Here is a 12,659-nt window from a genome sequence, read left to right as displayed (position 1 = left end):
CCAGGAGAAAACAACATGACTCTGCGTAAGATCGCAGGGCTAGGAGCCCTATTGTCCCTCGCAATGCCAGGCCTCGCCCTGGCCGAGGAAGCAGCTGCCCCCGCGCTGAACTCCGGCGACACCGCCTGGATGCTGACCGCAACGGCGCTGGTGCTGTTCATGACCATTCCAGGCCTGGCCCTGTTCTACGGCGGCATGGTGCGCTCCAAGAACGTCCTGTCGGTGATGATGCAGTGCTTCGCCATCACCGGTCTGATGAGCATTCTCTGGGTCGTCTACGGCTACAGCATGGCTTTCGATACCACCGGTATGGAAAAGGGCGTGCTCAACTTCAACTCCTTCGTCGGTGGCTTCTCCAAGGCGTTTCTCAGCGGCGTGACCCCCGAGAACCTGACCTCCGCCACCGCGCTGTTCCCCGAAGCGGTGTTCATCACCTTCCAGATGACCTTCGCCATCATCACCCCGGCGCTGATCGTCGGTGCCTTCGCCGAACGCATGAAGTTCTCGGCGATGCTGATCTTCATGGGTATCTGGTTCACCTTGGTCTATGCGCCGATCGCGCACATGGTGTGGAGCGGTGACGGTGCCCTGATGTGGGACTGGGGCGTGCTCGACTTCGCGGGCGGCACCGTGGTGCACATCAACGCCGGTATCGCCGGTCTGGTCTGCTGCCTGGTGCTGGGCAAGCGCAAAGGCTACCCGACCACGCCAATGGCCCCGCACAACCTGGGTTACACCCTGATGGGCGCGGCGATGCTGTGGATCGGCTGGTTCGGCTTCAACGCAGGCTCTGCCGCCGCCGCCAACGGCACTGCCGGCATGGCCATGCTGGTGACCCAGATCGCCACCGCCGCCGCCGCCTTGGGCTGGATGTTCGCCGAGTGGATCGGCCACGGCAAACCCAGCGCACTGGGCATCGCCTCGGGTGTGGTGGCAGGTCTGGTCGCCATCACCCCGGCAGCCGGCACTGTCGGCCCGATGGGCGCGCTGGTGATCGGCCTGGTTTCGGGCGTGGTCTGCTACTTCTGCGCCACCACCCTCAAGCGCAAGCTCGGCTACGACGATTCGCTCGACGCCTTCGGTGTGCACGGCGTGGGCGGCATCATCGGTGCCATCCTCACTGGCGTGTTCGCAGCCCCGGTGCTGGGCGGCTTCGGCGCAGTGACCGACATTGGTGCCCAAGTCTGGGTGCAGGCCAAGGGCGTGATCTTCACCGTCGTCTACACCGCCATCGTCACCTACGTGATCCTCAAGGTGCTGGATGTGGTGATGGGCCTGCGGGTCAACGAAGATGAAGAGTCGGTCGGCCTCGACCTGGCTCAGCACAACGAACGTGGTTACAACCTGTAACTGCGACGCTGGAAAATCTTGCCCGGTTTACCGGGCATTTTTTTGCCTGGATTTTGCCTTTTTCCGCAGTGCAAACGATTTATCTGACACGTTCGCGACGTAGGGCAAAAACTTACAAGTTGCAGGGCGTTTATGGAGCTTTGCTTTTTCTGCGGGCGCGCTAGAATGCGCGCCGAAGGGTGTTGACGCGCAGTCCACACCCTTCGCCAGCCTTTGCTAGGCTTGCCAATAGCGTAAAGCCAGCAACGGTTCATGGATTTGTCAGGGCCTGCCAGGAGCAGGGCCTGCTGGGCAGCGCATGCCAACCGCAGCGCAGTCCCAAAGGCAGTGGCCACACCCACACCCACGGCCAGTTGAATTTTCACCAGTGACCGCCGGTCTACGGCTGCATTGGTCTATAACTAACCTGCTTTTCGCAAGTCATGAGGTAGAACATGAGCGACGACGATCTGGAAAACGACGACCTCGAAGTAGGCGACGAAGACGAGGCTGACGAAGGCCTCGAAGCGGCGGCTGACGATGGCGCCGAAGATGCTGGCGACGACGACAGCAGCCCGGCCCCCGCTGCCAAGGGTAAATCCAAGGCGGCTGTCTCGGTAGACGAGATGCCGAGCATGGAAGCCAAGCAGAAGGAGCGTGATGCCCTGGCCAAGGCGATGGAAGAGTTCCTGTCGCGCGGTGGCAAGGTGCAGGAAGTCGAGGCCAACGTCGTCGCCGATCCGCCCAAGAAGCCAGACAACAAGTACGGCAGCCGCCCTATCTGAGTGGCTGAACGCAAAAAGCCCGCCGTCGCTGCGGGCTTTTTTGTGCCTGTCGTCGAGACCGCGTTGGCCCTGTCAGGCCCAACGGGTCAGCACATCGGGGAGCTGCGACAAGCGCTGGATCTCGGCATCCGGGGCCTGTTCTGCACTCCAGGCCTTGCCTTGCGGGTTGAACCACACCGCACGCAGTCCGGCGCGCTGGGCGCCGGCGATGTCATCACCGGGATGATCGCCCACGTGCACTGCCGCATGGGCCTCGACGTTGCCGCGCTTGAGGGCTTCGAGGAACGGCGCCGGGTCTGGCTTACCGATTCCCAGGTCTTCGGCGCACAGGGCGAAGGCGAAGTAATCGGCGAGGCCAAGGCGGCTGACATCGGCATTGCCATTGGTGACGACGCCCAGGGTGTAGCGCTGGCGCAGCACCTCGAGCATGGGCTGCACTTCAGGGAATATCTCGACCTGGTGGCGGGCATGCAGGAACACTTCGAAGCCTTCGTTGGCCAGTTCACGGGCGTGCTGGTCGCTGTAGCCGACCGCCTCCAGGGCATGGAACAACACGCGCCGACGCAGCGCGCTGATGCGATGCTTGAGCGCCGGCTCGGCCTGCACCAGGCGTTCACGGATGGCAAACAGGTGCTCGACCGGTACGCCGCCGAGCTTCGGCGCATTGGCTTCGAGCCAGTCGCGCAGCACCACCTCGGCGCTGGCAATCACTGGCGCGGTGTGCCACAGGGTATCGTCGAGGTCGAAGGTAATCAGCTGGATGCTCATGAGTCTGTGCCTTTGCTGCGTTTGGCCCGGGGGTGGGCGCTGTCGTACACGGCCGCCAGGTGCTGGAAGTCCAGGTGGGTGTAGATCTGCGTGGTGCTGATGTCGGCGTGGCCGAGCATTTCCTGCACCGCACGCAGGTCCTGGGACGATTCCAGCACATGGCTGGCGAAGGAGTGGCGGAGCATGTGCGGGTGCAGGTGCTGGCCCAGCTCGCGCTCGCCAGCGGTCTTGACCCGCAGCTGGATGGCCCGTGGGCTCATGCGCTTGCCTTGGCGGGTGATGAACACCGCAGCATCGCGCGGGTTGCCGATGCCGCGCAGTTTGAACCAGGCCTGCAGCGCTTCACGCGCTTTGCGCCCGACCGGCAGTACGCGGGTCTTGCTGCCCTTGCCGACCACCTGGACCAGGCCAGCAGCCAGGTCCAGCTGTTCCAGGTCAAGGTTGGTGAGCTCAGACAGGCGCAGGCCGGAGGAATAGAACAACTCGAGGATCGCCTGGTCGCGGCGGGCGATGAAGTCGTCGTCGACACCGCCGTCGAGCAACTGCAAGGCGCGGTCGGTGTCCAGCACCTTGGGCAGTCGCCGTTCACCCTTGGGCGCGCTGAGGCCTGAAGCCGGATCGTGCTGGCAGTGGCCTTCGCGGTTGAGGTAACGGTACAGCCCGCGTACTGCCGACAACAGGCGGGCCAGGCTGCGCGAAGACTGCCCCTGGTGGTGCTGGCGAGCGATCAGCTGGCGCAGCTGCTGGATCTGCAGCGCGCCCCAGCCGTCGATGCCTTGGCTGGCGCAGTAGGCGATGACCTTGTCGAGGTCGCGGCGGTAGGCCAGCAGCGTATGTTCCGATACCTGGCGCTCGTTGCGCAGGTGTGCGCAATAAGCCTCCAGCTGACGTTCCATCAGCGCACCGAGCGCAAGGTCTGGGTCACGCGCGGCACGACGCGCCCCAATACTTCGGCGATATAGCCGAGGAACAGGGTGCCGACACTGCTCTTGTAGTGCTGCGGGTCGCGGCTGCCAATTGCCAGGACTCCGTGCAAACCTTGGTATTCGAGGGCGGCTACGGCGCTTGAACCGACCTGCGCCTGCTGCTCCTTGCCGAACAGGAACAGCAGTTCATGTTCGCGCAGGTTGCCGCTGACCGTCTTGCCACCGCCCAACAGGCCACCGATGGCCTGTTGGGCCTCGGCGTTGCTGACCCAGCGGCCGACCGGCGCGGCGTTGTCGCCAAACAGGATCAGGCTGACGAACGGCACCTGAAACTCCTGGCGCAGGCTGTCTTCGACGGCCATCACGACCTCTTCCAAGGTGCTGGCGTCGAGCAGGTCGAGGATCAGCCGTCGCGTCTTGTCGAACAGCCGGTCGTTGTCGCGGGCCACGTCCATCAGTTGCGAAAGACGATGGCGCATCTCGATGTTGCGTTCGCGCAGCAGCTTGAGCTGGCGCTCGACCAGCGACACGCTGTCGCCACGCTGGTGGGGGATGCGTTGCTCGATCAGCAACTCATCGTGCTCGGCGAAGAAGGTCGGGTGGGCGCGCAGGTAGGCGACCACTGCGTCGGCATCGAGCTCATCGGACTGCTTTGCTACTGGCTGATCGGTCATGGCGGTTACTCGCTTAGAGACGAACCTGTCCTTCGAAGACGCGTACGGCAGGGCCGGTCATCAACACCGAGGTGCCGGGACCTGCCCATTCGATGTGCAAGCGGCCACCTGGCAGGTCAAGGGCGACCGGCGAATCCATCCAGCCCTGGCTGATCGCGGCCACTGCCGCGGCGCAGGCGCCGGTGCCGCAGGCCTGGGTTTCGCCAGCGCCACGCTCCCACACCCGCAGGTTGGCGCGGTGGCGGTCGATGACCTGCAGAAAACCGGCATTCACCCGTTGCGGGAAGCGTGGGTGATGTTCGATCTTCGGCCCCAGCTCGTGCACGGGCGCGGTCAGCACGTCATCGACGCGCAGCACGGCATGCGGATTACCCATCGACAGCGCGGCGATCGAGTGCACCTGACCGTCGACCTCCAGCGGGTAGCTGCTGGCCTGCGCATCGGCAATGAACGGAATTTCTGCCGGGACGAAACGCGGCGGGCCCATGTCGACACACACCTGGCCGTCGTTCTGCACGTCCAGCTCGATGACGCCGCCCTTGGTTTCCACCCGGATGCGTTTCTTCGCAGTCAGGCGTTTGTCCAGCACGAAGCGAGCGAAGCAGCGCGCACCGTTGCCACACTGTTCGACCTCGGAGCCGTCGGCGTTGAAGATGCGGTAGCGGAAATCCACTTCCGGGTTGCTCGGCGCTTCGACGATCAGCAGCTGATCGAAGCCGATCCCGGTGTGGCGGTCGCCCCACTGCTTGGCGTGCTTGGGCTGGATGTGCGCGTGCTGGCTGACCAGGTCGAGGACCATGAAGTCGTTGCCCAGCCCATGCATCTTGGTAAAGCGCAGCAGCATGGGCTCACTCCGGCAGCAGGCTTTCGCCGGCATACAGTTCGGCGATGGTCTCGCGGCGGCGAACTTCGAAAGCCTGGTCGCCGTCGACCAGAATTTCCGCGCAACGGCCACGGGTGTTGTAATTGGAGCTCATGACGAAACCATAGGCGCCTGCCGACTGCACGGCCAGCAGATCGCCTTCGGCCAGGTTCAGCACGCGATCCTTGGCCAGGAAGTCGCCGGTCTCGCAGATCGGGCCGACCAGGTCGTAGGCACGGCCTTCGCCGGCGCGTGGAACCACCGCGCTGACGCCCATCCAGGCCTGGTACAGCGCCGGACGGATCAGGTCGTTCATCGCCGCGTCGATGATGGCAAAATCTTTGTGCTCGGTGTGCTTGAGGTATTCCACGCGGGTCAGCAGGGCGCCGGCGTTGGCCACGATGTAGCGCCCAGGCTCGAACACCAGCGCCAGGTCCCGGCTGCCGACGCGTTCGCGGATGGCCTTGATGTAGTCGGCGACCAGCGGTGGCTCCTCGTCGCGATAACGCACCCCGACACCACCACCCAGGTCCAGATGGCGCAGGTGGATGCCGCATTCGGCGAGGCGATCGACCAGCGCCAGCAGGCGGTCGAGGGCATCGAGGAAGGGGTCGACCGTGGTCAATTGCGAGCCGATGTGGCAATCGACGCCCACCACATCCAGGTTCGGCAATTGCGCAGCACGTACGTAGATGGCTTCGGCATCGGCGATGGCGATGCCGAACTTGTTCTCTTTCAGGCCGGTGGAGATATACGGGTGGGTGCCGGCGTCGACGTCCGGGTTGACCCGCAGCGAGACCGGGGCCACCTTGCCCATTTCGGCGGCCACCACTTGCAGGCGCTCCAGCTCATCGGTGGATTCGACGTTGAAGCAGTGCACGCCGACTTCCAGCGCGCGGCGCATGTCTTCGCGGGTCTTGCCAACGCCGGAGAACACCACGCGGTCAGCCCGGCCGCCGGCGGCCAGAACGCGCTCCAGCTCGCCGCCGGAAACGATGTCGAAACCTGCGCCCAGACGCGCCAGCACGTTCAGCACGCCGAGGTTGGAGTTGGCCTTGACGGCGAAGCAGACCAGGTGCTCGGTGCCCTGCAGGGCGTCGGTGTAGCTGCGGTACTGGGCTTCGATATGCGCGCGCGAATACACGTAGGTTGGCGTGCCGAAACGTTCGGCGATGGCGGCAAGCGCCACGCCCTCCGCGAACAGTTGACCGTCGCGGTAGTTGAAAGCGTTCATCTGAATTCCTTACTGCTCAGGCGTTTGCTCAGGCTGGATGGGCTGCTCGTCCTGGGCTTGGACCGCTGGAGCATGCTGGTGCTGGTGAGCGTGTTTCGAGTCCTTGCCATCCTTGCCGTCTTCCGGCAGGTACAGAGGGCCCTTCTGACCGCAGGCCGAAACGAGGCAGGCAACCGCGACCAGCGCCGCGAGCGAGGAAATCAGGCGCTTCATGGTGAAATCCTTTGAAATATGCAGTATTGCGCCCGAGTATACCGAGCGACCGACGGCTTGCCTATGCAAGGGCCGGTCCGTCGGGCGGGCAGCGCGAGGTGCAGCTTGCAGCTGGCGCCATGCGCCCGTATCGTGCCGGGCTTGCCGTACCGCAGCCAATTTCGAGGTTCCTGCAATGAGTTTGAGCGAAGCGCGTTTCCATGATCTGGTCGATGCGACCCAACAGGCTCTTGAAGACCTGTTCGATGAAAGCGGAATGGACCTGGACATGGAAAACTCCGCCGGCGTCCTCACCGTCACCTTCGAAGGCGGCGCCCAACTGATCTTCAGCCGCCAGGAGCCGCTGCGCCAGTTGTGGTTGGCCGACCGCTCCGGTGGCTTTCACTTCGACTACGACGAAGAGAGCGGCAAGTGGGTCTGCGAGAAGAGCGAAGAACTGCTCGGTGAGATGCTGGAGCGCATCGTCTGGGAACGTGCCGGCGAAAAGCTGGACTTCGACGAAATCTGATGACCAGCCCAGCACGAGCGCCGAAGCCGCTCTACAGCAACGTCAGCCCTGCGGTGGCGTCACCGTGCATCAGCGTCTGCCGGCTGGACGAGCAGCGGGTGTGTACCGGTTGCCATCGGCATGTCGAGCATATCCGCGAGTGGCGCTCGGCCGATGACGAGCGCCGCCGGCAGATCCTGCGCGAAGCCGAGGCCCTGCGCGCACGGGGTTGAGTATTTGCTGCGCTGTGGTAGTGTCGGGTCATGTGTCGGTGACGCCGATGCATTCACAAACCCCGCCCTTGGGCGGGGTTTTGCTTTATCTGCCCACAGCAAACCGCCTGTACCAAGGAGTCTGACTGGATCATGAGCACCAAGCCTTCCCTCATCCTCACCCGATTGGACGTGCAACGTCTCGAGCGCCTGATCGATAGCCTCGATGAAAGCACCCCGGGTGTGCTCGCTTTGCAGGAGGAGCTGGACCGTGCCGGTCAGGTGGTCGGCCACGATGAAGTGCCCGCAGGCGTGGTGACCATGAACTCGCGCGTGCATTGCCGCGAGCAGGGCAGTGGCAAGGATTACCACCTGACATTGGTCTATCCCAAGGATGCGGGCGGCGAGGGCAAGGTGTCGATCCTGGCGCCGATCGGCTGCGCTTTGCTGGGCCTGTCGGTAGGCGAGCAGATCGATTGGCCGGCGCCAGGGGGCAAGACGCTCAAGCTGGAACTGTTGGAAGTCGAGTACCAGCCAGAAGCGGCAGGCGATTACGCTCTCTGAACCCGCCAAGCGATCAAGGTGTGTTCAGCGCCTTGAGCTTGCAGGCATGTATGCAGTTGTCGACGATGCGGCTACGCAGCGACCAGTCGGTGTTGATGATGTGAAAGCCCTGGATGTAGCTGTGCAGATCCTGGGAGTCGAACCACTCATCGACCTTGTCGCTGAAATCGTCCGCCGTGAAAACGATCTTGTTGTACTTGGCACATTGAATCGAGCGTAGCCTGCCGACAGGCTTGTGCTGTCCCCGATGCTGGTCCATGAACGCCTTCAACTCCTCGGTGGACGGTGTGTTCTCACCGATCCACACCTGGTCCACGCCATCCCAATGGCTTGCGCGTGCGCCGTGGTTGTAGGCGATGACCACGGCTTTGCCGGGATGCTCGTTCCACAGCTGATCCAGGGTCAGTGCATGCAGCTCGTAGGGGATGATGCGCTGGCCCAGGTGCTTGTCCAGCGACATCAGCAACCACTGGTGTTCCTGGGCGCTGAAGTTGTCGAATTGATGAAAGTCGAGGATGACGATTTCGCGTTCGTTGGCCGGGTCGCTGTAGAACTGATTCAGCTCGGTCACGACATCACCTAACACGGTCCGGCCGGATGTGCTCATGTGATAGAGCTTGTAGCGGTAGGGTGAATCTGGGGTGTATTCGCGATTGGCCCTGACGCGCAGGTCCAGTACGCGGATGCCGGCGCGAATCTGCTCGATGCACGAGACATCCTGGGTCACTTCCTGAGCCGGCACGATGTTGTCGGCCTGCTTGTCCATGCCCGAGTCATGGCTGCCGGGCAGGATCAGCTGATCGATACGCAGGCGACCCAGCTCGGGTGAGGCGGCCATCCAGTTCTGCTTGTTCATGTCGCACTTCCGATTGTCCAAGAAGCGCGCAGCATGCAGACGGCAACCCGCACGAAGCAGAGGGAAGCGCCGCTGGGCTCAGGGCGTCAGCGTCGGCTGCAGCGCCTCGAGCCCTTGGTTGAGCGCCTGCTCCAGCTGGCGCTTGTGGCGCAGGTAGAGGCTGGTCGATCCCTGTTCATCCGCCAGTAACCCGGACAGGTCCAGGTCGGTGATGTAGCACCGATAATGCCCGGCGCTGCGGCGCTGGCCGAGGATCTGTCGGGCGACCACTTCGTACAGCTGATCGCCATGTTCCAGCTCCGAGAACTCCTGCTGGTCGCAGTACAGCGTCACGTGTACCTTGCCTTGCGCCGCGGCCTGGATGATCGCCTGCACCTCGTAGTACGGCTGGTCGAGGTCTGCGCTAGGCGCAGGGCGGGCTTCCAGGCTGCGGGCCTTGCCGGGACCGGACGGTAGCAATTGGGCGTAGTGGATACCCAGGTGGGCTTGCTGCACAGGTTCGAGCGGCTGGCGCGCCGCGTGGCGCATCAGTACCGAGCGCAGAAAGCGCTGCACCGGCAGCAGCAGATGGCCCTCGTCGAACAGCGGCACGCGCTGTTGCCAAAGGACGTTGTATTCATCGAGTACATACAGATCGGCGCAGTCGTCGAGCAGGCGGTAGAACACCTGGATGCAATTGCGCCGTCCCTGTTCCAATACCAGCGGCAGGTCGCTGTCCTGCAAGGCATGGCGGTCCAGATGCAGCGGGCTGTAGCAATGGCGCTCCTGGCCCAGGTGCTGCACTAACGCATCGTGTCCGTTCAGGGTGGTCAGGCTGACTTGATCAGGCAGCCGCTCAAATACGTGGGTGTGCTGCGCCACCTGTAGCACATAGCGCTGATCCGGACCTCGAGCGAGCAACGCCTGGAGCGTCTCGACGATCTCTTCGACCCGCTGGGCGATGGCTTGGGCACGGTTATGGCAGAAGCAGCGCACCTGCACGCGCGGTCGATGACTGGAATGCACAAGGCTGTTGAGGAGTTCGCGCAAGCAACGCAGCAGCGCATGCTCACCGTCATAGCGCTGCACCAGCACTTCATTCCAGCTGTTGCGGGTGACCTGGTCAACGGTCAGGACCAGGTTCTCGCGCACGCCGGCATAGCTCAGCGAATCGGTGCGCTCGGTGGTCATGAGAATGTTCAGGTCACGATGGTGGCGCAGCGGGTCGATGCCGACGTTGACCAACAGCAGCACCTGGTCAGCCACGCTGGGCTGCAGCAAGCGTGCCTCGCTGACCGGTTCGAGCGGCAGCGCGATGCTTTGTTGCAGGCTGCCCAACAGGTTGAACAGCTCGAATTCGCTCAGATCGCTGTCGCCGGGGTGCAAAGCCAGGCGCGTGCTGCTGTCGATGACGCCGTTGCGGTGGGCCCAGGCCAGCAGTTCGAGCAGCTCGCGGCAGCGTTTGATCGGGCTGAAATATTCCCACTCGTGCACGCCAAGGTTGCCGTTGTACAGCCCCCAATGATGACTACCCGGCTCCTTGCGATTGGGCGACTGCACCAGGGTCAAGGTGTCTTCGGCGATGTCTGGGGCGATGCCTGGGTTGATCACCTCGATCTTGCCGGCCCGCCGCTCGAAGGCGGCGTACAGGCGCCGACCCAGCACGCTCAAGTCGCGCAGCTTGGCGCGGCTACTGGCGCCCTGGGTCTGGGCGAATTGGGTTAGAAAGCGGTAGCTGCGGGTCAGCTCGGCGACCAGGTCGCGGCGCTCCACGGCGACCTGGCGCACCTTCCACTGGCTGCGACTGTCGAGCAGCGTCAGTTGCTGCTCGCTCCAGCCCCATTCGTCGGTCAGGCGCTGCAGCAACCGGCGCTGCCAGTCGGTGTGGCGTGAACGGTCGAGCAAGCTCAGCTTCTTGTTCACTTTCAGGTACAGACTGCGCCGCACCAGCTCCAGCCTGGTGGTTTCGCCACGTTGTTGCAGGTAGCGCTCGATGCGGCGGTACACCATGACGTAAGGGTCGAGCTCGTCGAGGTCCAGCTGGTTGGCATACACCGCCTGCTTGTAGTCCAGGCTCAGGCAACGGACAGAGGGATGCTCGCTGGCGTAGGTTTCTGTGAGCAACAGCTTGAGCAGCGACTTGTAGGGCGAGTCGATCCCCTTGAACAACTGCCACAACCCCGCGCCGACATATTCGCCCGCGGGAATCTGCGCCAGGTTGCCCAGATCGAGGGCCTCCTGGGGGCTTATGAAACGCTTGCGCAACAGGGTTTGGGTGTAAGCCTGATAGTTGTGCTCTTCATACACCGGCACCAGCCACCACAGCGGTGTACGCCCGGCCAGCCAGATGGCCGTGCGGTAGAACTCGTCGAGCAACAGAAAGTGCTGCGTGCTGCCGCAATCCTCGGTACTCAACGGGCTGTCGCGCTGGCCTTGGGCGAAGCCCTGGGGATCGACCAGAAAGACGTGAGCCTCGGCGCCCAGGCTGGCAGCCCAGGCTTCCAGCAGCTCGCACTTGCGCTGCAACTCCTCGCGCTGGGCCTGCCCCAGGCTTGGCGCATGGCACACCCACAGGTCCATGTCGCTCTGCTCGGCTTGCGCCAGCGAGCCGAGGCTGCCCATCAGGAAAACACCCTGGATCGGCCGAGGCGGGTTGCCGTGGCGCGCGCGGTAGGCGAACGAGCGGGTCAGGCGCTGGGCCTCGGCGATGTGCTCGGCGCTGGGTTCGAAGCCCGCAACGCCTGCGGGTGTAGTGCCGGACACATACCCTGGCAGCAGCGGGTGGTTGACATGAAACAGCAACGGCAGCAGCGTCAATACCTGCTGTTGTCGGCTCGACAAGCCGTCGATGGCCCGTTGCAGCCTGCGCTGGTTGATCTGCAGAAAACGCGCGCGCAATGTCGACAGCACTTTGCGGTCGATGCCTTCGTCCAGTTCAAGGCGAATTTCATGGGGGTGTTTCATTGCGCACTCAGGGCAGGCTGCGGAAGCAGCGGCGAGTTTAGCCTGAGTAGAAGGGTCGGATAAGCGAAAAATGGATTATTGACGCCATTTTTCTACCGCTGATCTGGCCCCTGTCGCGGGCAAGGCGCGCCACCCGCGAAGGGGTCGGTGCAGGCTCAGGCGGGTTGCGGGTTCTTCAAAACATTGAGCAGCAGCTGCACGCTTTCCACGGCATCGTGGCCCAGGCTGGTCAGGTAACCGCCATCGGGCTGATCGGTCAGTTGCTTGTCATACAGGCGTTGAGCAGCGGCCACCAGGGTAGGGGATGCGTTGGCGTGTATCTTGATCCCTTCCTGGCTGCTGTCCAGGTTGAACAGGGCGAGCACTTCCAGTTCGGCGATCAGTTCGGGGGTGAAGGACATGGCGACTCCTGACTTCCAGACAAGGACGGCGGCACCGCCAGCGGTGCCTGACCCTGGAGTGTAGTCGGGTTATTCGGCGTCGCCTTGATCTGCCTCAGGTGGCAGTTCCGGCAGGGCGCGCAGGGCGTCTTCATACCACTGGCCGTCGAACGGGCGATCGTCCTTGAGCATGTTGTCGATTTCGATCGCCAGCACGTGGGCCATTAGGTTGAGGATATCTTCACGGGCATAGCCGACCAGGCTCAGCTTGTTGAAGGTGGCCTTGGCAGCTGCCGGTTCGCCGCTTTCGATCTGGTTCTCAATGGCCTCGGTCAGTGTCGCCTCGGCGAATGCTTCTTCGTCGTTTTCGATCTCGTCGTGCTCGCTCATGGCGCAACTCCTGTGGTGGGGGGTGCACAGTTTGCC

15 protein-coding genes are annotated in these 12,659 nt (G+C 63.4%); 5 read left to right on the top strand and 10 right to left on the bottom strand.

The features are described from left to right. Window positions 1-15: 15 nt before the first annotated feature. Window positions 16-1,350, top strand: a complete 1,335-nt coding sequence (locus tag ACLEJW_RS06585) for an ammonium transporter (protein WP_440777262.1) — start codon at window positions 16-18, stop codon at window positions 1,348-1,350. 434 nt (window positions 1,351-1,784) lie between these two features. Continuing rightward, entirely contained in the window at window positions 1,785-2,114 is a 330-nt protein-coding gene (gene sutA, locus ACLEJW_RS06580; RefSeq protein WP_011536349.1) for a transcriptional regulator SutA, read from the top strand. 72 nt (window positions 2,115-2,186) lie between these two features. On the opposite strand, the gene ACLEJW_RS06575 is transcribed toward sutA, so the two are convergent. From ACLEJW_RS06575 to lptM, 6 genes are read right to left on the bottom strand one after another with little or no spacing between them, the layout of a single operon-like run. Next, window positions 2,187-2,882: an HAD family hydrolase gene (locus ACLEJW_RS06575; RefSeq protein WP_145184201.1), complete on the bottom strand. Its 696-nt coding sequence runs from the start codon at window positions 2,880-2,882 to the stop codon at window positions 2,187-2,189. Beyond that, window positions 2,879-3,778: a tyrosine recombinase XerC gene (gene xerC / locus ACLEJW_RS06570; RefSeq protein ID WP_313295509.1), complete on the bottom strand. Its 900-nt coding sequence runs from the start codon at window positions 3,776-3,778 to the stop codon at window positions 2,879-2,881. The genes ACLEJW_RS06575 and xerC overlap by 4 nt, the downstream gene beginning before the upstream one ends. Further along, window positions 3,778-4,482 (bottom strand): DUF484 family protein, encoded by a 705-nt coding sequence (locus ACLEJW_RS06565; RefSeq protein WP_145184195.1) that lies wholly within the window; start codon window positions 4,480-4,482, stop codon window positions 3,778-3,780. Before ACLEJW_RS06565 ends, xerC begins: the two co-directional genes overlap by 1 nt. 13 nt (window positions 4,483-4,495) lie before the next feature. Beyond that, a complete protein-coding gene (gene dapF / locus ACLEJW_RS06560; protein WP_145184192.1) occupies window positions 4,496-5,326 on the bottom strand; it encodes a diaminopimelate epimerase in 831 nt (276 codons plus the stop codon). Window positions 5,327-5,330: 4 nt separating this feature from the next. After that, window positions 5,331-6,578 (bottom strand): diaminopimelate decarboxylase, encoded by a 1,248-nt coding sequence (lysA, locus tag ACLEJW_RS06555; protein WP_313295504.1) that lies wholly within the window; start codon window positions 6,576-6,578, stop codon window positions 5,331-5,333. A 9-nt stretch (window positions 6,579-6,587) separates the two neighbouring features. Next, a complete protein-coding gene (gene lptM, locus ACLEJW_RS06550) occupies window positions 6,588-6,791 on the bottom strand; it encodes an LPS translocon maturation chaperone LptM (RefSeq protein WP_313295502.1) in 204 nt (67 codons plus the stop codon). 175 nt (window positions 6,792-6,966) lie between these two features. On the opposite strand from lptM, the gene cyaY reads away from it, so the two are divergent. The 3 genes from cyaY to rnk all read left to right on the top strand — a co-directional run bounded on the left by cyaY (window position 6,967) and on the right by rnk (window position 8,054). Beyond that, a complete protein-coding gene (gene cyaY / locus ACLEJW_RS06545) occupies window positions 6,967-7,299 on the top strand; it encodes an iron donor protein CyaY (protein ID WP_313295500.1) in 333 nt (110 codons plus the stop codon). Next, window positions 7,299-7,511 carry a DUF1289 domain-containing protein gene (locus ACLEJW_RS06540; protein WP_371921224.1) on the top strand — a complete coding sequence of 71 codons (213 nt, stop codon included), beginning with the start codon at window positions 7,299-7,301 and terminating at the stop codon, window positions 7,509-7,511. The genes cyaY and ACLEJW_RS06540 overlap by 1 nt, the downstream gene beginning before the upstream one ends. 132 nt (window positions 7,512-7,643) lie before the next feature. Next, window positions 7,644-8,054, top strand: coding sequence for a nucleoside diphosphate kinase regulator (rnk, locus tag ACLEJW_RS06535; protein WP_145184177.1), 411 nt, complete (start codon window positions 7,644-7,646; stop codon window positions 8,052-8,054). Window positions 8,055-8,067: 13 nt separating this feature from the next. On the opposite strand, the gene ACLEJW_RS06530 is transcribed toward rnk, so the two are convergent. The 4 genes from ACLEJW_RS06530 to ACLEJW_RS06515 all read right to left on the bottom strand — a co-directional run bounded on the left by ACLEJW_RS06530 (window position 8,068) and on the right by ACLEJW_RS06515 (window position 12,623). Next, complete coding sequence (locus ACLEJW_RS06530; protein ID WP_145184174.1) at window positions 8,068-8,910, bottom strand: hypothetical protein; 843 nt, start codon at window positions 8,908-8,910, stop codon at window positions 8,068-8,070. Window positions 8,911-8,988: 78 nt separating this feature from the next. Then, window positions 8,989-11,853: a class I adenylate cyclase gene (locus tag ACLEJW_RS06525; protein WP_313454937.1), complete on the bottom strand. Its 2,865-nt coding sequence runs from the start codon at window positions 11,851-11,853 to the stop codon at window positions 8,989-8,991. A 155-nt stretch (window positions 11,854-12,008) separates the two neighbouring features. Beyond that, window positions 12,009-12,254 carry a TIGR02647 family protein gene (locus ACLEJW_RS06520; RefSeq protein WP_145184168.1) on the bottom strand — a complete coding sequence of 82 codons (246 nt, stop codon included), beginning with the start codon at window positions 12,252-12,254 and terminating at the stop codon, window positions 12,009-12,011. Window positions 12,255-12,323: 69 nt separating this feature from the next. Then, the gene (locus ACLEJW_RS06515; RefSeq protein WP_145184165.1) at window positions 12,324-12,623 is read right to left on the bottom strand and encodes a hypothetical protein; all 300 of its coding nucleotides are present in this window, start codon (window positions 12,621-12,623) and stop codon (window positions 12,324-12,326) included. Between the last annotated feature and the right edge of the window lie 36 nt (window positions 12,624-12,659).

The organism is Pseudomonas sp. SMSB3 (genome assembly GCF_052041965.1).
Taxonomy (GTDB): Bacteria; Pseudomonadota; Gammaproteobacteria; order Pseudomonadales; family Pseudomonadaceae; genus Aquipseudomonas.
This window is presented reverse-complemented; position numbering and strand designations above follow the sequence as displayed.